This window comes from Bradyrhizobium sp. 6(2017), assembly GCF_011058295.2.
Taxonomy (GTDB): Bacteria; Pseudomonadota; Alphaproteobacteria; order Rhizobiales; family Xanthobacteraceae; genus Bradyrhizobium; species Bradyrhizobium septentrionale.
Map to the genome: position 1 here is coordinate 9,865,689 of NZ_CP049289.2, position 18,464 is coordinate 9,884,152.

Annotated in this window: 17 protein-coding genes and 2 pseudogenes; 6 read left to right on the plus strand and 13 right to left on the minus strand. The window is 58.6% G+C overall.

Going from position 1 to position 18,464, the window contains the following annotated elements; translation table 11 throughout:
- The first annotated feature begins 16 nt into the window (after positions 1–16).
- The 3 genes from G6P99_RS46875 to G6P99_RS46880 are packed head-to-tail and all read left to right on the plus strand — an operon-like array spanning position 17 to position 2,722.
- On the plus strand, positions 17–2,134 hold the full coding sequence (locus tag G6P99_RS46875) for an NAD(P)-binding protein (RefSeq protein ID WP_165126884.1): 2,118 nt from the start codon (positions 17–19) through the stop codon (positions 2,132–2,134).
- Positions 2,135–2,136: 2 nt separating this feature from the next.
- Entirely contained in the window at positions 2,137–2,463 is a 327-nt protein-coding gene (locus G6P99_RS47920) for a DUF3850 domain-containing protein (protein ID WP_165126886.1), read from the plus strand.
- Positions 2,464–2,473: 10 nt separating this feature from the next.
- Positions 2,474–2,722: a hypothetical protein gene (locus G6P99_RS46880; protein WP_165126888.1), complete on the plus strand. Its 249-nt coding sequence runs from the start codon at positions 2,474–2,476 to the stop codon at positions 2,720–2,722.
- 16 nt (positions 2,723–2,738) lie between these two features.
- Here G6P99_RS46880 and tnpC read toward each other — a convergent pair whose 3' ends face one another.
- The 4 genes from tnpC to G6P99_RS46900 all read right to left on the minus strand — a co-directional run bounded on the left by tnpC (position 2,739) and on the right by G6P99_RS46900 (position 6,049).
- Complete coding sequence (tnpC, locus tag G6P99_RS46885) at positions 2,739–4,391, minus strand: IS66 family transposase (RefSeq protein ID WP_165124201.1); 1,653 nt, start codon at positions 4,389–4,391, stop codon at positions 2,739–2,741.
- 46 nt (positions 4,392–4,437) lie between these two features.
- Positions 4,438–4,785, minus strand: a complete 348-nt coding sequence (tnpB, locus tag G6P99_RS46890) for an IS66 family insertion sequence element accessory protein TnpB (RefSeq protein ID WP_165124204.1) — start codon at positions 4,783–4,785, stop codon at positions 4,438–4,440.
- The gene (gene tnpA, locus G6P99_RS46895) at positions 4,782–5,183 is read right to left on the minus strand and encodes an IS66-like element accessory protein TnpA (protein ID WP_165124207.1); all 402 of its coding nucleotides are present in this window, start codon (positions 5,181–5,183) and stop codon (positions 4,782–4,784) included. Before tnpA ends, tnpB begins: the two co-directional genes overlap by 4 nt.
- 452 nt (positions 5,184–5,635) lie before the next feature.
- A complete protein-coding gene (locus G6P99_RS46900) occupies positions 5,636–6,049 on the minus strand; it encodes an NUDIX hydrolase (protein ID WP_165126890.1) in 414 nt (137 codons plus the stop codon).
- 285 nt (positions 6,050–6,334) lie between these two features.
- Between G6P99_RS46900 and G6P99_RS46905 the strand changes: the two genes are divergently transcribed.
- Positions 6,335–6,871: a DUF3387 domain-containing protein gene (locus G6P99_RS46905; RefSeq protein WP_205751465.1), complete on the plus strand. Its 537-nt coding sequence runs from the start codon at positions 6,335–6,337 to the stop codon at positions 6,869–6,871.
- Positions 6,872–7,208: 337 nt separating this feature from the next.
- On the opposite strand, the gene G6P99_RS46910 is transcribed toward G6P99_RS46905, so the two are convergent.
- From G6P99_RS46910 to G6P99_RS46930, 5 genes and pseudogenes are all read right to left on the minus strand, one after another.
- The gene (locus G6P99_RS46910) at positions 7,209–7,784 is read right to left on the minus strand and encodes a hypothetical protein (RefSeq protein WP_165126892.1); all 576 of its coding nucleotides are present in this window, start codon (positions 7,782–7,784) and stop codon (positions 7,209–7,211) included.
- 1,920 nt (positions 7,785–9,704) lie between these two features.
- Positions 9,705–11,465 (minus strand): adenylate/guanylate cyclase domain-containing protein, encoded by a 1,761-nt coding sequence (locus G6P99_RS46915; RefSeq protein ID WP_246709436.1) that lies wholly within the window; start codon positions 11,463–11,465, stop codon positions 9,705–9,707.
- Between the two features lie 348 nt (positions 11,466–11,813).
- On the minus strand, positions 11,814–12,101 hold the full coding sequence (locus G6P99_RS46920; RefSeq protein WP_246709824.1) for a transposase: 288 nt from the start codon (positions 12,099–12,101) through the stop codon (positions 11,814–11,816).
- Positions 12,102–12,130: 29 nt separating this feature from the next.
- Positions 12,131–12,361, minus strand: a complete 231-nt coding sequence (locus tag G6P99_RS46925) for a hypothetical protein (RefSeq protein ID WP_246709890.1) — start codon at positions 12,359–12,361, stop codon at positions 12,131–12,133.
- Between the two features lie 238 nt (positions 12,362–12,599).
- Positions 12,600–13,427 (minus strand): annotated as a pseudogene (locus G6P99_RS46930) (TRAP transporter substrate-binding protein); the annotation flags it as partial.
- Here G6P99_RS46930 and G6P99_RS46935 point away from each other — a divergent pair.
- Both G6P99_RS46935 and G6P99_RS46940 read left to right on the plus strand, forming a co-directional pair.
- Positions 13,417–13,894: pseudogene (locus G6P99_RS46935) on the plus strand (efflux RND transporter permease subunit); the annotation flags it as partial. The pseudogenes G6P99_RS46930 and G6P99_RS46935 overlap by 11 nt on opposite strands.
- Entirely contained in the window at positions 13,881–14,297 is a 417-nt protein-coding gene (locus G6P99_RS46940; protein ID WP_165126896.1) for a thioesterase family protein, read from the plus strand. The pseudogene G6P99_RS46935 and the gene G6P99_RS46940, both read left to right, overlap by 14 nt.
- 80 nt (positions 14,298–14,377) lie before the next feature.
- Here the strand turns inward: G6P99_RS46940 and G6P99_RS46945 are convergent, their stop codons facing one another.
- The 4 genes from G6P99_RS46945 to G6P99_RS46960 all read right to left on the minus strand — a co-directional run bounded on the left by G6P99_RS46945 (position 14,378) and on the right by G6P99_RS46960 (position 18,254).
- Positions 14,378–14,875, minus strand: coding sequence for a chromate transporter (locus G6P99_RS46945; RefSeq protein WP_165126898.1), 498 nt, complete (start codon positions 14,873–14,875; stop codon positions 14,378–14,380).
- Positions 14,876–14,898: 23 nt separating this feature from the next.
- Complete coding sequence (locus G6P99_RS46950) at positions 14,899–15,501, minus strand: chromate transporter (RefSeq protein WP_165126900.1); 603 nt, start codon at positions 15,499–15,501, stop codon at positions 14,899–14,901.
- Positions 15,494–16,396: a hypothetical protein gene (locus G6P99_RS46955; RefSeq protein ID WP_165126902.1), complete on the minus strand. Its 903-nt coding sequence runs from the start codon at positions 16,394–16,396 to the stop codon at positions 15,494–15,496. The genes G6P99_RS46950 and G6P99_RS46955 overlap by 8 nt, the downstream gene beginning before the upstream one ends.
- Before the next feature lie 145 nt (positions 16,397–16,541).
- Positions 16,542–18,254, minus strand: coding sequence for a thiamine pyrophosphate-dependent enzyme (locus tag G6P99_RS46960; protein WP_165126904.1), 1,713 nt, complete (start codon positions 18,252–18,254; stop codon positions 16,542–16,544).
- Positions 18,255–18,464: the final 210 nt, after the last annotated feature.

An 18,464-nucleotide genomic window follows, 5' to 3' on the forward strand; every position in this document is an offset into this window, starting at 1 on the left:
GCCGGGGAGACGAGACGTGCTGACCCACAAGCAAATTTTGGCGGGCTGTAGACTTGGTCGCCGGAGCATCTACTCCATCGGCAATTTCGATGCGGGCGTTACAGTTCTGAGTCAGCAGACACGGGCACTTAATCTGGCATGCGCAATGATTGAGGACGGCCTTGTGTCCTGCACGATCCCGGGACGCAAGCCTCCGCAGACGCGCAACATCGCCATCGTCGGCGGAGGATTTGCCGGATTAACTTTCGCCGCCGGGCTGATCGCCAAGAACGCAAACGTCAAGATTTCGATGTTCGAAGAGCGCGACGTTCTTCTGCCCCTTCAACACGGCAGCGATGCGCGGTGGCTGCATCCCAATATCTACAATTGGCCTGAGGCCGGCAGCGAAATGACTGCTGCGATGCTGCCGATCATGAACTGGACGGCAGCTCGAGCTTCCGACGTCACGGTTCAATTGCTGTCCGAGTGGAAAATCTTCGCGGCCAGACCGGTCAATGAGATTAAGCTGTTTTGCAATACTCGGCACCTTCAGATCCAGGCAATCGCGAGGCGCCAAAAGCTTCGCCTTGAGTGGGTTGGCGAACGGAGAGATCCAAGGGATGGCGGGATCCTCGATGACGCTCAGACGAGCGCGATAGGCGCATCTGAAGATTTTGATCACATCGTCCTGGCTGTCGGGTTCGGCCTTGAGCGAGGCGGCACTACGTCCTATTGGCGCAATGAAGAACTTGGTCAACCTAGCCTAAAGGAGCCGCGCAAGACCTATATGGTGTCTGGCGGTGGCGACGGCGGAATGATCGATCTGCTGAGACTTCGTGTGTCCTACTTCCGGCAGGATCGCATTTTAGATCAATTGTTCGCCGCGAGAACCGCGCTGATGACTGCCATGGAACGACTCGCATCTCGTCAGAGACGGAGACGTCCGCCGGCTCTCTTCAACGAATTCGAAGCGCTATATGCTGGTGAAGATCAAACTGGACTCGAGTTTAAGCAGGCGTGTGACGATCTGCGAGCGAGACTTCGCAGAGATACGGAGGTCATATTCCGCATCAAGCATACAAATTTTTCGGCGTTGTTTAGTCGCGGCTCATTCCAGAATCGTTTGCTTGTATACCTGCTTTTTAAGTGTGGCGGCTTCTTTCCGACCAACCAAAAAATGCAACTGATTATAGATCAGTATTCTATTTCGGAGGATTGCATTGTCACTAGACATGGCACGTTTGTCGAAAAGCAGTTTTACAGGGTCCTCGCAGGCGAACTAGGCCAAGAGTTCGCACGGCGCGCGAAGTCTCGACGTCCGTTGACGCTGACCAATTATCCAAAGTGGTTTGGGGGCTATTTTGGCTTTGCCGGCTCGTCAAGGCAGGTGCGACTTCTATCCAACGATCAGAAAAAGACATGGCGGAAAGAATACCTACCGAGCCCAACGAATTTGCTCGCGTCTTCACTATGCTCTGGAATCGCCGGCCTCCTCGTCAATGACCACCCCGCTGGCCATCGATTGCGAGTAACTCTACACCGAGCTATCACGATCCACGGCCAAGAGTTGCTACAGCAGGCTTGCGACTATCAGGGCGTCCTGATCGGCAGCAACCAAGGGGCAGGAAGAACGTTCCCCGTAGACACCGCAACGATCGGGGTGGCCTATCGATGTCGCAAGATCGTTCGCTCACGCAAGAAGATAAAAAATGTTTCTCTCCGGGAGACTATGCGAAGACTACGGCTTAACAATGCCTCAAGCGAGATGAGCCGCAATGTCGGCTTTGTACTCGCGATACCGCTCCTCGAACCGGGCGAGCGCTACACTTGGCCCTCACCAGTAGTTGGCGTCATCTACGTTGATAGTGATGCTCCGCACTATTACATTGATGACAACCGGTTGGCCGTCTTGGTATCAATAGCGCAGCGTTTTTTGGAAAGCCTTGCCTCCCCGACATTCGAACAACTAGGTCACGTTCGTAACTTTCCACTGTCGGAGATAACCAAGCGGCGAAGACCCGCGGCGGGACTGCCGTTAGTAGCAAGCAAGACATTGGAATTGGCTAGCCTGACGCCTCCATCCACAGGCGTGCCGTTCCAGCTCAACTTCGACGTTTCGGAGTTTTTGCCGACAAGAAGTCTTCAGGAAAACTAATCATGTCTCTACATCAATCGGACCACATTGCCGCAACGTCGAGGACTTCGCCTAGCGCTATTCACGTACTGAAATGCTGGCCACAGTTTTTCTCCGAGATAAAGGCGGGTCGCAAGCGACATGATCTACGAAGGTCTAACGACCGCCATTTTCAGGTCGGAGATCGGATCTTGCTTCGCGAGTTCGATCCGAGGTCCGACAAATATACGGGCAGCTCGATGAAAGTGGTGGTTACGTACATTACGTCGGCCGAACTGCCTTGCGCGCTATCGAAAGATGCACTGCACGCAGATTTTTGCATTTTAAGCATCGCTCCGTCAGAAGAATAGCTTAGCCATCATGACACGCCTGATCGCTGTGACTGGCTATTCGGGCGCAGGCAAGACGACTGCGATCGAACTGATTGCGAAGCTTTGCCCATCCGCCGTTCTCTATGTCGGCCAACTTGTGGGCGATGAAATACTGAGGCGTCAACTTCCGCCCGGCCCTGAAAGCGAACGAACGGTAAGACTTGAGCTGCGTAAAGAGTACGCATACGACGAGGACCGCGTGATGGACGCATGCGCGCGGGTACGGCGAGCTCTATGATGGCGTTGCGTGAAGGTCAGGCGGCCTGCTGATCGGCGGGCTTGTCGGCTTGGCGCAGGAGCTTCCATTCCCAGGGCAGCAATTCGTGCAGACGCGATGCGGGAAGATCGGCGATACGGGCGAGGACGTCGGCGAGCCAGGCTTTCGGATCGACGTCGTTGAGACGACAGGTCGTGATCATCGTCAGCATGATGGCGGCACGGTCGGCACCACGCTGGCTGCCGGCGAAGGTCCAGTTGCGCCTTCCCAAGGCGATGCCTCTCAATGCGCGCTCAGCACAATTGTTGGTCAAGCAGATCCTGCCATCGTCGAGGAAGCGGGCGAAGTCGTCCCAGCGCCTGAGCATGTAATTCATAGGCTTCAGGACCTCGGAGGAGCGAGAGAGGGTTTCGCGCTCACGCAGCAACCAGGCGTGCATGTCCCCGAGGAGCGGCTTGCTCTTTTCCTGGCGCACGGCGCGCCGCTCTTCGGCGCCGCAGCCGTTAATGGCGCGCTCGATCTCGAACAACACATCCAGGTGCCTGACCGCCTCCAGCGCGATCGGAGAGACCGGTTTACCTCTCTTGCCTTCGCGGGCATTCTTCTCGATGTCAGCCAGCTCGAAGAAGCCCCGCCGCGCATGGGCGAAGCAAAACGCCGGCGTAATCGGCAGCACCTTCTTCTGCGGGTCGAACAGCGGCTCGAAGCCGTTGTAGCAATCGGCTTGCAAGATGCCGGCGAAGGCGGCCAGATGCTTCTGCGGATGCTCGCCTCGTCGGTCGCTCGAGGCGTAATAGACCGCCGCCGGCGGCGCAGGCCCGGCAAAGGGCCGGTCATCCCGCACATAAGTCCAGATCCGCCCGGTCGTGCACTTGCCCTTCGCCAGGATACGGATGGTGGTATCGTCGCCATGAAGGCGCTCGGCCGCGAGCACATGGCGTTCGATCAAGTGGAAGAGCGGCATGACGGCGAAGGTCACGTGGCCGACCTGGTCGGCCAGCGTCGACAGCGGCAAATCGATCCTCTCGGCCTTAAAGCGCGCACTCTGGCGGTTGAGCGGGATATGCATGCCGAACTTGTCGAACAGGATCGTCGCCAGCAATTGTGGGCCGATGAAGCCGCGCGGCGTGGCATGGAACGGCGCGGGCGGCTGGCTGATCTTCTCGCAATCGCGGCAGGTGAACTTCTCGCGTACCGTCTCGATCAGCTTGAAGTGGCGCGGGATCTCCTCCAGCGTCTTGGTCACATCCTCACCGATCTTCGCCAGCCGCGATCCACCGCAGCAGGCGCAGGTCGTTGGAGCCTCAATGACGACGCGCTCGCGTTCGATGTCATCCGGCCATGGCTTGCGCACCGGCCGCTTGCGCATGAAGGGGCGGACGTTCTGCGTCTTCGCCGCTGCGGCCTGCGCGGCAAGCTCATCCTCGCTCGCCGTGGTGACGAGTTCTTCGAGCTCCAACTCCAGCTGCTCGAGCAGCCGTGCCGCGCGCTCGGAGCGCTGCCCGTACAGTTCGCGTTTGAGCTTCTCGATCCGCAGTTCGAGATGCGCGATCAGCGCCTCGTTGTCCGACAGCTCCGCCCGCGCACTGGCAGCCACCGCCTCGGCTCGCAGCCGCGCCTCACGCTCGGCCTGCAGCGCCGCCAGGGCACTCGCAAGGTCCGATGGAAGATCGTCCGGCTTCGATATCATGAAGCCATTGAATCAGATCAAGCAGCAGATTCAAACCGTAAAACGGCTATCCGACCCGCGTCGGGCGCTGGGTTTCTTGAGGGTTGCGCCAATCGATCCCGGACAACAGATAGCTCAATTGCGCCGGAGAGATCGTTACCGATTCACCGGCAACCGATGGCCAGATGAACCTTCCTCTCTCGAGTCTTTTGGTAAACAAGCATGCTCCCTGGCCATCGTGCCAGATCATCTTCACAAGATCGCTGCGGCGACCGCGGAAGACGAACAGATGACCGCTGAGCGGGTCTTTGCGCAACACCTCCTGCACTTGGAGTGCCAACGACGGAAAGCCTCTGCGCATATCCGTGTAGCCTGTCGCGAGCCACACTCGCGCGCCTGTCGGAACCGGGATCATCGGCGCACCAGGGCATCGAGAACTCGCCGCAGCGCGTCTCCATCAACGTCACCGTCGACCCGGATGCGGTGTCCGCTACCGAGATCAATCTCGATGATGCCCTGGCTCCTCCGTCGACGCGCCGGCGCCGTCGTCAATGGCGCTTCGGCCACATCCCGCGGCGGCACAGACGGCACAATCTCGACCGGCACCAACGGCGCTACACTCGTTTCACCGTGCTTGCAAAGCTCTTTGCGCCACCTGAACAGCTGGCTCACATGAAGGCCGGCCATGCGAGCCACCTCGGAAACAGTGGCTCCGGGCTCGAACGATGCTGCAACTAGCCGTTCCTTCTCATCCTGTGACCACCGACGCCGCCGCTCGACCGATGTGATCACCTCTGCCCGCGAAATCGTCATAGCGCTTCTCCTAGGATTACCCCTAGGACCTGCAGCGCTCGCGTCCGTCAAACAAGGCGGCCCTCAATGGAGGGATACCGTAAAGATCACGGCATGGCGGCTCTTGCCGCGTTAGCCGCCCCTCAAGCAATCCGAGAGCTAAGCGCTGGTCGCGCAGCGCTGATCGATGCCGTGTACAATGCTGAAGAGTTTGCGCATTATCACGCGCACTGCGATCAGAGCGCCAAGCTTGTATCTATCGAGGCTGGTTTCGACATTCGGGCCGCTCGGGTTGCAAGTAGAATTGGCAAGCCTCTTTCGCGAGAACAACTCCTTGAGCGTGATGAAGTTGAGCGTTGTACCCTGCGAACGGATATAACAATAGCGTCGGCGGACTTGCGTCTCGTGAATGAGGCGTCAATTGCGGATCTACAGGCACGGCTTCAGAAGGCGCTTCCGAGCCTCCTCAACCCTCAAAGGTGACCGTGCGCAGCCAAGAAGGGCAAGATTGAATTCTGCAAGCTTGGCGCAAGAGCGACACCAACCGCGTCCGCCGGATCAAACCACTGTACTTCCTCGATTTCGGAGCAGGGTCTGGGCGCACCCGAGAGACGAGCCGCATACAATCTAACTACGACGACCGTATCGATCAGATCTGCCGCGACGTCGGAGAATGATCCGAGATAATCGAGACTGCCGATATCCAGCGCGCACCCCAATTCTTCTGCCACCTCGCGGGCCAAGGCTTGGTGGTCGTTCTCTCCGGCCTCGGGCTTTCCACCCGGCAGGATATAACTCGAGCCTCCCCTTTTTTTCACGAGGAGAAGCCGTTTGTGTGCCGTAACAGCAACTCCAATCTTTACGATTTCGCGGGATTGGCTTGACATTGGTCTTGACCTCTTCGCGACCGAATCAACTCATTGAATCGACGAGAGTCCAACACCGCAACTGAGTTATAAGCGATTTGCACAGGATCCTTTTGCTCCTATGCCACCTCTTGGGGCTCCCGCCGCTGGTTAGTCCATCGAAGGCCCACGCGAAAACCAAGGCCTCAGGCAGCCGCGACTCCGCACGTCGTAAACAGCCTGCCCCATATCAGCCCGCCGTGGTCGGCCCCGCGAACTAGAGGTCGAGCAGCAGGGACAAGCAACCGTCTCGTGGTACCCTAGGCGGTGCGCACCAAGCGCACCCTCCACATGAAGGAGCGCAATCTCGCTGTCGAACTGCTGGAGCGGCTGCTCAAGGGCGAGATCAGGTCGCGCTTCAAGACCAACGTGGTGCAGTCCGCGAAGTTTTCCGAATTGCTGCAGCAGAGCCTGACGCGCTACCGCAACCGCGCGGTCGAGACGGCGCAGGTCATCGAAGAGCTGATCGCGATGGCCAGGAAGTTCCAGGAGGCGGCCCGACGGGGCGAGGACTTGGGCCTGAACGCCGACGAACTGGCCTTCTACGATGCGCTGGCCTCCAACGAGGCGGCCTTGCGGGAGCTTGGTGACGCCACGCTCAAGAAGATCGCGGTAGAGCTGACGCTCAGCCTACGCAAGTCGGTAACGGTCGACTGGGCCAAGCGAGAAACGGTGCGCGCCAAGATTCGGGTGATGGTGAAGACGCTACTGCGGCGCTACAAGTATCCGCCGGACAAGCAGGAAGAGGCGACTGAGACGGTACTGAAACAGGCTGAGGCATTGTCGGAGGCCTGGGCCGCCTAGACGCGGATGGCTACCTTGGCGCGTACTCGCGGTGGCGCAACGGCTGCCGGCCCACAAGTCGCAATTCTATCGACGGTCGACGCGCGTAGAGCACCAAGCAACGCCCAATTCGTGATGCTGGAGCACACTAGCCCGTCTGCTTACTAACATAACAGGCTTAGCTGGTCACTTCGTTCTGATCCGGTTCTAGGGCCTATGGCAGCCTCGCCAGTCGCTCATTTCCAACGCGGCCGGCTCCACTGGCGGGCACCACCGGAGGATGCTCTATGAGGCTGCCATAATGTCGCAAGTCCGTCGCTCAGCACTTCTGCTTTCAATGGTAGGCGACGGACATGCGTCACGCTCCAACCTGAATCGCCGCACTCCATGATGCTGGTGATCGTTCAGCAAAAACAGATGCCCGAATCTCCACCATCGCACGGTCCGACAGACCGAGCGCTTTAAACTGCTCGAACAGCGCTCGATTTAACTCTGCATCCGTCATTCGCGCGAATGCTCCGGACTGGTCAATCTCATGTCTGTGCACAAGAAGTCCCGCGATCTTCGCGGCCAGCTTCAACCCGCTTATGGCAGCATCCAGATTGGGCTTGAAGATCCCGGTCGCGTCGCCGTCCCGGTCGTATACCGGAAGCCCGCGGATAGATAAATCAATTACATGCTTTAGTCGGAGAATGATCCACTCTTCCGTAAGTGCGGCACGCTGTACGCCGATTTCTCTTGCCTTCGCCTCACTATGGGCGCGCTCCTCTACGATTTCTCGCACTCGGGCTTCAATCGACGGTCGTCTGCAAAGCCTACTCGCATTCGCGGGCTTGTAGACGTAGCCGGCCGCCCGGTACGCCTCGGCTTGGCTCTTACCGGAGGCAAGTGCATTGGCGACAATTTCGTGCTTCGGCTTCGATAGTATGGGCATCGGGCGTCTCGTTGTCCTTATCCATCCTTATCACGAAATTATCCTCTTTCACGAGGCATCAGGTCGAACCTGGCCGGTACGCAAATAATCGAGGTTGGAGCCAGTCACTTTTTACACCGAACCAGAGTAAACCACTCAGCTCCCGATGATTCCGCAGCCCAAGCCAATGTGGTTACAGGATCTCGGCCAAAGCGAGAATGCCGTCACTTGTCGGACCGACAGACCCCCTCGCCCAGCACCTCCCACTGGCGCCGCCCGACTGGCGAAGCATCGAACAGATTGATGATCCTGTCTTAATCATCTTGAGGGAGGGCAAGGATGAAGATGGACGTGCCGCAGCTATCGCCTTTCGCGCGAACGCCCAGACGAATAAGCGAGCTAGAACGAAAATGTCGCTTGCCGGAACCTCGGACGCGCTCCATCACGTCGGCCGGAATTCGTTGTCGGAAGTAGATGGAGGAGGAAGATTTCAATCTAACAGGTCGAGCCATCCGCAGCGCCATAAACAACGTTATCGATGACGCATGCGAGCGCACGCGCAACCTTGTTCATGTCTAGAGCCAACCACCGTCCGCCGAGATGGGCAATCGAGCTATTCGCATGAAGAAGCGAGCGCATTATCTAGGCCTCGAAAATCTTCTCCCGATGATATTCAAGAAAGTGGCATTGTTGCTCACTGGGCCCTTTGCGCAACGATGTCGGCAAGCGCAGATACTTGCGATCTCTCCGGCTGATCCGTTTCGAACGCGTATGGTCGAATGACGTCCAAAGAAACCCCGCCGACCTGCGGCGGGGAGTTTGAGCATGTTCCGTTGCAACCGCCCCGCGCTTAGCGCCAGGTTGCCGGTTCGCAGGGAGGATTATTGTACGGGGCGCTGGCAAACTGGCCAACGTCTGGAGCCCGGATGCAGTGAACGACGCGGGAGGCAGGGATGACTGCGCCGTCTCTGTCGTGCCACGCCGCCCTGGTGCCTGAGCCCCGGGTTGCCGGTTCGCAGGGAGGATTAGTGTACGGAGCGCTGGCAAACTGGCCGACGTCTGGAGCCCGGATGCAGTGAACGACGCGGGAGGGATGGACGGCTGCGCCGTTTTTGTCGTACCACGCCGCCATGGCCGGATTAGCGAACGTGGCCGCGGCGATCAGTCCTACCGAAACAAGCTTACTCATTTGCGCGTCTCCATATGATATTTGAACGACTGACTAAACTTTTGCTGCGGCTTTTCTAGCGAAGAGACTGAGCATCATCTAACCCTTCGGTAGGGTGTCTATTGAAACTCGGCACAATTGGATTGGATCGGCCTGCTTCGGTTTGTTAACTCCGAGCATGCCGGTCTAACAGGCAAACGGCCCCTACCGTGGCTTGCACTTCCAGTCGATCCGAGTCCATCGATCAGCAAGCTGCGTCCGAGGCGGTTGCACGAAGCGGGGAAACTCAAGTCCGTTTCGCACCATGAGGCGATGCTGTTTGCGAAATCGGATCGACTGGATAGAAGCGAGCTCACCGGGGTCGGCACGAGTCGGCGATCCGGCTCGGGGAAGGTCCGGAAGGGGTCAATCGCGTCTGCTTGTCGCCCCGCCAGCTACTTCCGGTCTACCTCGAACAACGGACATCGCGGTGGCTGGTCGGCATGTCTCAATGGGGCCGATTCTGTTGAAAAAGTCCTATGTGGCGCGAATGCCTATTTTCTAAGGGCTTCCGATGCGGTCGACGCCGCTAGATACGGGGGACCACGTCAATCTATACTGGATCGCTCTGCGATCTTCCTAGCTTTGCCGCGCAGGCTTTCTTGCCAGAGTTCGCCCCAAACTGATTTCAGCAAGATTTGCGCTGGTACTATTTTCGACTTTTTCAACAGTATCGGCCAACAGCGGAAGTCCTACGTTTACTTATTGCCTCGTGGGCCATACCGGCTGGCATGTCATTCGGGCAGCCCGGCTTTTCGCAATCCCTCCTCGTATCTTGTCAGGTCTCCAGCACGTAGATAAGGGCCAAGCACGTGTTTGAGATTCGAAACACGCAGCGTGGGATTTAGCCGCTGTAGCCGGACCGCCGTCTTATGTGCTTCTACGGTCTGTCCGATCATTGCATTGCTTGCGGCGCTGATACGCATTCCAGCCTGAAAGTCCGGATTGTTCTGCAATGCCATTGCAGCCCACGCTGCCGCTTCGTCATAGCGGTCCAGGAAAAAACGTGCATGCGCGATCCCGCTTTGAATGTCCACCAGCCACCGACCAAGGGGACTTAGGCGCATGGCACGTACAAAATGCTCTATTGCCAGTTTCGGATCTCCAAGCCAGATTCTCATCCAGCCACTGCAACGCCACGCCTCGGCCAAATTGGAATTGAGCATAAGCGCGCGATCGATCAGGGTTGTGCCAACGCCGAGGTCACGAACAACCAACGCCAACGCCCATCCGCTACCGCAGAGCACCCATGCGTCATCTTTGCCGAGTTCAAGCGCCCGCTGAGCTAACCTCGACGCTTCAGCAAGCTCGTCCGCTGTGCCTGAAGACCAGCCGTTGGTTTTGGCCTGAGCATAGCAGTGACTAGCATGACTGTAAGCCAGCGCAAACTCCGGATCGAGTTCGATCGCGCAGTTGAACAGGCGCAGCGCTTCGGCTGTGGCAAGCCGATTGCCGTACTGAGAAAACTTAGCCAGCCCCCTTAAGTAAACGGCATAGGCATCGAGGCTCTCCGTCGGCTTGTACTTGGCACGTTCTATTTCGGCTGTCTCAACAGCCGGGGCGATCGCCCCAACCACCCTCTCGGTCACTTGATCCTGCAAATCGAAGATGTCTCCGAGCCCGCCGTCAAACCGGTCGGCCCAAAGGTGCGCACCAGTGGTGGCATCGATGAGTTGTCCCGTAATACGGACCCGGTTTGCCGCCTTGCGAACGCTCCCTTCCAGCACGTAGCGCACCCCAAGCTCACGTCCGACCTGCTTCACCTCGACCGCGCGCCCCTTATATGTGAAGCTCGAGTTGCGGGCGATGACGAACAATGCCTTGAAACGGGACAGTGCAGTGGTGATTTCTTCCACCATGCCGTCGGCGAAGAATTCCTGCTCCGGATCGCTGCTCAGGTTCTGGAGCGGTAGTACGGCAATGGAAGGCTTGTCTGGGAGTGAAAGGGCCGCACCGAACGCTTTGATTGGCTCGTCAGGCGCTCCTGCGCATACTGCGTATGCGCGGACCGGCTTGGAGATGTTCTTGAGCTGCTGCTCTCCGCGATCCTCGAAGCCAACATCCAACTTGCCTTCGACTTCGCTGTACACCTTCTCAGAAATCAAGATGCCGCCCGGATCGGCGATCCCCTCCAGCCGGACAGCAATCGTGATCCCGTCGCCGTAGAGATCACCGTCGTGCCCAACGATAACGTCACCAAGATTGATCCCGACGCGTAGCCTTAGGGTGCTAGCTCCCGAAGTGAGATGATCCTGTATCTCAACCGCGCATCTCATGGCGGCTAATGGACTCGCGAACTCGGCGATCGCGCCGTCACCCGTAGTCTTGATAAGTCGCCCTTCGTGGCGGGAGAGGCTAGGGCCAATCAATTCTCGCTTGAGCCGCTCGAACTCGGCGTAGGTGGCTTCCTCAGCGCGTTGCAAGAGCGCAGAGTAACCGACCACGTCAGCGGCCAAGATCGCCGCCAATCGCCTTTGAACCCGCTGCTCGATCACGGCACCCTCTAAACCAACAAACTGACCATGCCGCCAGGACGATCCTGGCGTTGCGGGATGCTGCCTACGCGGCACCAGTTTCACGAGACCGAGTGCTAACCGAACGGGCGGGTGCCGTTGCAAACCATGGCGGAGCGGGTGCCTGCCTATAGTTCGCCAGCCCAGTGATCGCCCATGCAATCGCAGCAACAATCATGAATGCAGGGGCGGGGTTGAACTGGCTGAACTACGCGTCACGCGGACCGCGCTGTCACCTGATGATGGTCGGTTCTTAACCAAGTCGCCGCCTCGGCGTCTTGAAGAAACCTGCGGCATTCTGGCAGATTCTAACGCTGTGCCTATCGTAAATTAGATCCGGGCATATCGGTGACGTAGCCCGCCCAGGATTGGACGACAAAGAATGTACCCGGCGCGATCGACGGCGCGCGAGACCGGTGCATCCTTCTCCAGGGATAGATGCGTGCGGGCCGCATTGTAATATTTCATGTACGATAGCAGTAGGTGACGGAGGTGCCGCTCGCTGAACACGACAACGTGGTCAAGGCATTCCCTGCGGATCGAACCGATCAGCCTTTCAGTATATCCATTTTCCCAAGGAGAGCGCGGCGACGTCGGCAGCGGATTGGCAATGCTCATCTCGCGGATAAGCTTGCGTATCTCAGGCGCTACAGTTGGTCGGCCACCACTGCGCCGCGGCTTCCACCGCCAGTACGATCTGAACCCGGCGCGGTGCCATTCTCCGGCTTCACGATCGCCAAGGCGCCGAGCACCTTCGGAGCCAACCGATGCAAGCCGGCGAATCTCAGACGGTCCAAAATCCCGAACGTCGGCCGTTTCGACGATTTCCGCTGCAACACATTTAAGCTGATGACGCAGAATAATGTTTTCAGCCTCAAGCGGGGCCCGCGACCGGAACGCTCCGACCAACGCCAACCAGATTAGGCTACAAACCTCTCGCATAGGGCCAGGAGCATCGCTCGATTCGATATCAGTTGCCAGCAAGATTGAGTTTCCCGACAGGGACAGGAGGGGACTTTCAGCTCCTGTCCAGAGACCTCGAAAACGGCGGTAAAATCAGCGTTTTCCGAGCACGTTTAACATAGCGGCGCCATCGCCGAGACATAAGGCTGTGGCCTATCGCCCCGCCACGAGCCGGTTCGAGGCGCCCGCTTGCAATGCCGCGCGCCTCTCGACCGTGGCGTGATTGAACAGTTCGAGCACCAGGCCAAAGGCCGCCAGTTCCTCTTCCTCGATGGCGCCGTCATCGTAGCATTCGAGCGCTTCACCGATGATGACGTCGACCTCGCGCTGCATCGCCAGCAGTTCCTGGTTGGATGCCGCGGTGCGCACCGTGGAAACCATGGCCAGGATTCTGTTGCGATGGCTGGTGCTTTCCTCCCTGTCGTCCCGATTCAAATAGTGACGCAACCAGGCGCCGGCCGAACCGATCCCAGAGAGAAGCAGCAGCGCAAACCAGAAGTAATCGCCGTACCTGTCAAGGAAGGTGCGTTCGGTGCCGTCGATGACGGCTGCCGCTCCCCGATGTACCGGCAGTTCGGCGTCTTTCTCTGTGTCCGGCTTGGTGATGCGCGCAGCGCCAGGCACTTGCCGAGCAACCGCCTGGCGGACGGCAAATAGTTGCCGGAAAAATGTCGCCACCGTCGTTTCAGACAAAGCCTTTCGTGCCACTATCAGGTGGCTGACGCTGACCGTCTCGACCTTGTCATCCGGCCAGACCGGATTCGCATTGAAGACGCTGGGTGGAATTTCCTCGGATTCATAGCGCGGGTGCTTCAGGGCAATGGCCTCCGATGCCTCGATCGCGAGAAACTTGGGCTCGCCTCGCGCCCGGGCCGTTGCGGCGATGGCGTCGGAGGTGATTTTGCTGTCAAGCGGACCGACCGCCATGAATGCATCGAGGGTCGGGTCGCGCGCCAGTTGCTCGATTTGGTCCGTGGGCATCGGCGCACTGCTTCTGTTGCTGGCCGTGCACATGGACCTCAGCGTCATCGCCATCATCGGAATCATTTTGCTGATTGGCATCGTCAAGAAGAACGGCATCATGCTGGTCGACTTTGCCCTCGAGGAACAGCGCCAGCATGGCCTCGACCCGCAAGAGGCGATTTACCAAGCCTGCATGCTGCGCTTCCGGCCGATTTTGATGACGACGATGGCCGCTCTCCTCGGCGGCATGCCCCTGATGGTCGGCACCGGCACCGGCTCGGAGCTCCGCCAGCCTCTTGGCTACACCATCGTCGGCGGCCTCATACTTTCGCAAATCCTGACGCTTTACACGACACCCGTGGTCTATCTTTACCTCGACCAGCTCGGCGGGTGGTTCACGAAACGCAAGCCGCGCGCGCGCTGCCGAAGCGTCCAGCCCGGGCGCAGCCGAACAAGACACGGGGTTAAATCATGAGTCCGCTTGACAAGGTGATCGTTGGCATGGCCGCCGAGAAGAACGTGACCGTCACGCCCGAGATGACGGTCGGTCACGTCGTGCCCGGCATGCCCGCCGTCTACAGCACGCCGATGATGATCCTCCACATGGAGATGGCATCGGGATCGGCCATCGCACCGTTCTTGCCGGCGGCATGTGTCAGCGTCGGAATGGCAGTCAACGTCCGCCATCTCGCGGCAACGCCGGTCGGCCGCACCGTTCGCGCGATTGCCCGCGTCGCCAGGGTTGAGGGCAAGAGCATTCTCTTCGAGGTCGAGGCATGGGACGGCGGCCGGAAGATTGGCGACGGCACCCACCGACGCGGCCTTGTCAATGTCGCCGAATTCGAGAAGCGATTTGGTGTAACGACCGCGAAGGTCACGACGGCTTAGCACGTGAGCATAGCCCGGATTTGGCAAATCTCAGAAATTGACCTCCACCGTCTCTTGTTTCCGTTGAAAACCGCAAGGTCTCATCGGTCGAACGAAAGCACCCCGATCACTGCCGCACCCAGAACTAGCAGCGCCGGATTGAATTTGGTTTGCAGCAGGATCAGCAGGACGCCAGCAGCGATCGCTGCGGTTTCAAGCCCGACGATCGCGCCTTTCGCCATGGTGAAGCATCCGGCCAAAAGGAGCCCGATCGAGACTGGTGCAAGCCCCTGTTGGATGGATGTTCGCCACGGCCACCTCTCGAGTTTTATCCAGCACCGGCCGACCGCGAACGTTAGCAGCGCCGACGGTCCGAAAAACGCGATCAGCACGAGGATCGAGCCCAGCGGGCCACCCGCCCAGTCCCCTATGGGAACGATCATCATCATGTTGGGACCGGGCGCCAACTGCCCCACGCTGTACAAATGGATCAACTGCGGGAAGGTTAGCCACTCGTGCACTTCGACGGTCAAGGTCTTCATTTCTGGAAATGCCGCCATCCCCCCGCCAACAGTCAGCAGGGACAGATACGCGAACACGCGAAAAAGTGCGGGAAGCTCGCTTATTGTGCCGCCTCCGCCTTCCGCTCGTTGCGAGGCCGATGCCAGAGAATTGCCATGAGACCTACGACGATCAGCGTCCGCAGCACGGATTGATGCAAGAGATCAACGGCGATCACGGTCAACGCGACGAAGACGAAGTCAATCCGCTGCGCAAACGACCTCCTGCTCAACTGCACCACGGTGGAGAGAATCAATCCGACCGACGCTGCTGCCACCCCTTTTAACGCGGCCGTCGCCCAGATATGGTCACCGTGCGCCCGGTAGACGATACCGGCGATGAACATCAGCACACCGCCCGGCAGACACATCCCGAGAACAGCAACGATTGCGCCCAACGCTCCGCTTAATTTCTGCCCGACCAGAATTGCCATATTCGTAGCGTTCAAGCCGGGAAGGCTCTGGCTGATCGACAGAAGCTCGACGAATTCCTTGTCTCGCAGCCATTGCAACTTGGTTACAAGACGGCCGCGCAGATAGGGCACGACACCGCCGAAGCTGCTCGCGCCGATGATCAGAAATTCAAGGAATACTCGGCCGAGCGAAACGCTGCCGGACGTTGCCTCGTCGTCAGTTACCTGCGGCTTCGCGTCAATCTCACTCATGGCTCTGTGGCGCAGCTCCCTTGAGCCGATAGACCATGGCAGTCTTTGTCACGCCGAGTGCAAGCCATCCCGCGACCTCGCGCTGCAACGTGACGTAAAGCTGAGCCGCGAGCTTTTTCTGCTTCGCTGCGATAGCTTCCTTTCGATCGAACTTGAGCTGAAACGCAAACTCCCCCACCAGCGGCAACTGTTCACCACGAGTGCGCCACACGGCGATGTCGCATTTGGCTACCAACTCCTTCCCGAAATCCAGGCTTCCCAGTGGAAGGAGAACTTCCTCGACAATTCCTTCATTCACCAGGCCGACCCATTCCCTGTCAGTCCGCTTCAACCTGGTCAACGGTGGGAAGACCTTGTCCAGCGTGGCGATGGATATCTTGTCTTGTGCATGTGTTTGGCTCAGGGCGAACTGGCAATTGTGTGAATAGAGGATCCGATAGCCCCCGATCTCATCCTTCAAAGGCAGCGCCTCCGCCTTGAACTTGATCCGGTACTTGCCGTCGATCCGGGGGCGGACATCCAGGGCCGCCGCCTTCTGCTCATCGGGATGACGAAACTTGAACACGATCTCAGGATCGCCTACGGGAAAGCCGTCCACGTAGGAGACCCGCCGACGCAGAATGAACGCGTTGGTGTAGAGCGCAAAGTCGGGTGTATCGAGGAAGACAATTTCTCTGATTTCCGGTCGAAGGTCGGCTTTTTTGTCCTCGATGAAGCCGACGCCGACTTGCTTCGCCGTTCGCCGAACGATCTTGCCGAAATCGCGGAAGCCTTGCACCGACGTGAAGCCGTCCGGCTTCAGGATGAGCTTCGCTTCCAGATACTGAACCCGGTCGAGTGGCGCACGATCGGCATAGGTTGTCACCGCTCCAGGCGTATCCGGCGCTGAAGTCATTTTGGCCTACATCCTTTTCTGGGTGCCCGTATGCACGATGCATGGACGGAAAGACGGACGGTCTTTGGCTAGGCGTTCTCTCAGAACGCCTAGATGCGATTTCCGGCCCTGGAAGCGCACTCCAGGCAGACAAGAGACGCCTCGATCAGAGGAAGTTCTCCTTCACCATTTCCCAGACGTCTCCGCCCCGTCCGTGCAAGACCGCGCGTGTGGTATAGAGCGCCATGCCGATTGCCGGTTCGACGGCCGTGAAAGGTGGCATGACCAGTTGCATGGGATTGACGTGGACGTGCAGCAGCGCCGGCCCCGGCTCCGCGAGCCACACCTTGACGGCGTCTTCAAGCTGCTCGGCCTTGGAAACGGTCTGGCCCCACAGACCCAAAGCCCGTGCCACCTCTGCAAAGTTCGGATTCTTCAATTTCGTGAAGGTATCGAGCATGCCCTCGGCTTTTTGCTCTATCTCCACGAAACCAAGCTTACCGTTGTCAAAGACCGCGATCTTGATAGGTAACGCCTGTTGGACAATAGTCATAAGATCGCCGAAAAGCATTGAGATGCCGCCATCTCCCGCCAGGCAGATAACCTGACGATCGGGCTGCGATTTCTGGAGGCCAATGGACGACGGCATTCCATTCGCCATGGTCCCGTGAAGAAGGCTCGCAAAGATACGACGCTGGCCGTTCGTTTCGATGTGGCGATAGGCCCAGGCGGCCGGGGTACCATCATCAGCCGTGAAAAGCGCATCTTTGGCGGCATGCTGACTGATCACCTTTGTCAAATAGCTGCCGGGAATGCTGCCGTCGCGACCTGCTGCGATCTTGACCTCGTTCGCTTCCTTGTATTTTGCGTAGCGCCTCAGGTACGCATCGCGGAATGACGAATCACTTCGTTCGTTGAGCTTGGGCAGCAATGCCTCGAGTGTTTCCTTGACGCCACCGACAACTCCCTTCGTGACCGGATGGCGTCGCCCGAGATGCGTGGGGTCGATATCAACCTGCACGATCTTCGCTTTGTCGGGATAGAACTGGCGCCAGGCAAAATCCGCGCCCAGCATCAAGAGTGTGTCGCAATTCAGCAGGGCATGGTAGCCGGCCTCGTTCCCAAGCATGCCGGTCATCCCGATGTTGTAGGGATTGTCATGCTCAAGGAAATCCTTGGCGCGCGACGTATGAGCGATCGGCGCCTTTAGCTTCTCGGCAACGGCCAGAATTTCCGTATGCGCTCCATGACAGCCGGACCCGCCATACACGGCGATATTTTCGCCCTTGTTAAGAATTTCTGCAATTTCCGCGAGATCGCCGTCGCTCGGCCGAACCACCGGATCCGAGACATGCACTGCATAGGAAACATCGTTGTGTACGGTTGACGCGGAAACGTCCGCGGGCACGATAAGAACGGCGACACCTCGTTTCGCCAAAGCTGCTTGGCAGGCAATGACGGTCTTGCGACGCGCCTGCTCCGCCGTATAGATCATGTCGCAGAAGACGCTGCAGCTCTGGTAGACTTGCTTGAAGTCGACCTCCTGGATGAAGTCAAAGCCCAGTTCGTCGCGAATGATCTGGCTTGCGATCAGAACCACGGGCGCACGATTTCGATTCGCCTCGAAGATTCCGTTGATGAAGTGCAGGCTGCCGGGACCGCAGCTTCCGGCAACGGCGGTCAAGTGACCGGTCACCTGCGCTTCGGCTTGCGCAGCGAACGCGCCCGCTTCTTCATGTCGGACCGACACCCACTCGATCGTGCTCCGTTCGAGCGAGCGAGCGATCAGATTGAGGGTGTCTCCTACGACGCCGTAACAATGCCTGACACCCGCGCTCTGCAGGGTTTCAACAATGATATCCGCGACCTGCTTGCTCATGACATTCCCTTGCTTGGACTATTCCCGATCGCAGCATGCGCTTTCGCGCGGACACAAGCTTGGATGTGGTTGCAAAGATTTGCATCCAACTGCGCCGACAAATGGCATCCGCCTTGGGGATAGGATCAGAAACTGAAAGACTCGCTCGGCCTTCGACGAAACCCTCGGTACCATGCATCGCCGAGTGAAAGCGTCGCTCATGTGGCGCGC

Bases quoted from the DNA above. Each gene is read 5' to 3' on its own strand.
- tnpC (WP_165124201.1), bottom strand. From the start codon at position 4,391: ATGATATCGAAGCCGGACGATCTTCCATCGGACCTTGCGAGTGCCCTG.
- G6P99_RS46900 (WP_165126890.1), bottom strand. From the start codon at position 6,049: ATGTCAAGCCAATCCCGCGAAATCGTAAAGATTGGAGTTGCTGTTACG.
- G6P99_RS46950 (WP_165126900.1), bottom strand. From the start codon at position 15,501: ATGAGTGAGATTGACGCGAAGCCGCAGGTAACTGACGACGAGGCAACG.
- tnpB (WP_165124204.1), bottom strand. From the start codon at position 4,785: ATGATCCCGGTTCCGACAGGCGCGCGAGTGTGGCTCGCGACAGGCTAC.
- G6P99_RS46880 (WP_165126888.1), top strand. From the start codon at position 2,474: ATGACACGCCTGATCGCTGTGACTGGCTATTCGGGCGCAGGCAAGACG.
- G6P99_RS47920 (WP_165126886.1), top strand. From the start codon at position 2,137: ATGTCTCTACATCAATCGGACCACATTGCCGCAACGTCGAGGACTTCG.
- G6P99_RS46920 (WP_246709824.1), bottom strand. From the start codon at position 12,101: ATGAGCATTGCCAATCCGCTGCCGACGTCGCCGCGCTCTCCTTGGGAA.
- G6P99_RS46940 (WP_165126896.1), top strand. From the start codon at position 13,881: ATGAGTCCGCTTGACAAGGTGATCGTTGGCATGGCCGCCGAGAAGAAC.
- G6P99_RS46960 (WP_165126904.1), bottom strand. From the start codon at position 18,254: ATGAGCAAGCAGGTCGCGGATATCATTGTTGAAACCCTGCAGAGCGCG.
- G6P99_RS46955 (WP_165126902.1), bottom strand. From the start codon at position 16,396: ATGACTTCAGCGCCGGATACGCCTGGAGCGGTGACAACCTATGCCGAT.
- tnpA (WP_165124207.1), bottom strand. From the start codon at position 5,183: ATGACGATTTCGCGGGCAGAGGTGATCACATCGGTCGAGCGGCGGCGT.
- G6P99_RS46910 (WP_165126892.1), bottom strand. From the start codon at position 7,784: ATGCCCATACTATCGAAGCCGAAGCACGAAATTGTCGCCAATGCACTT.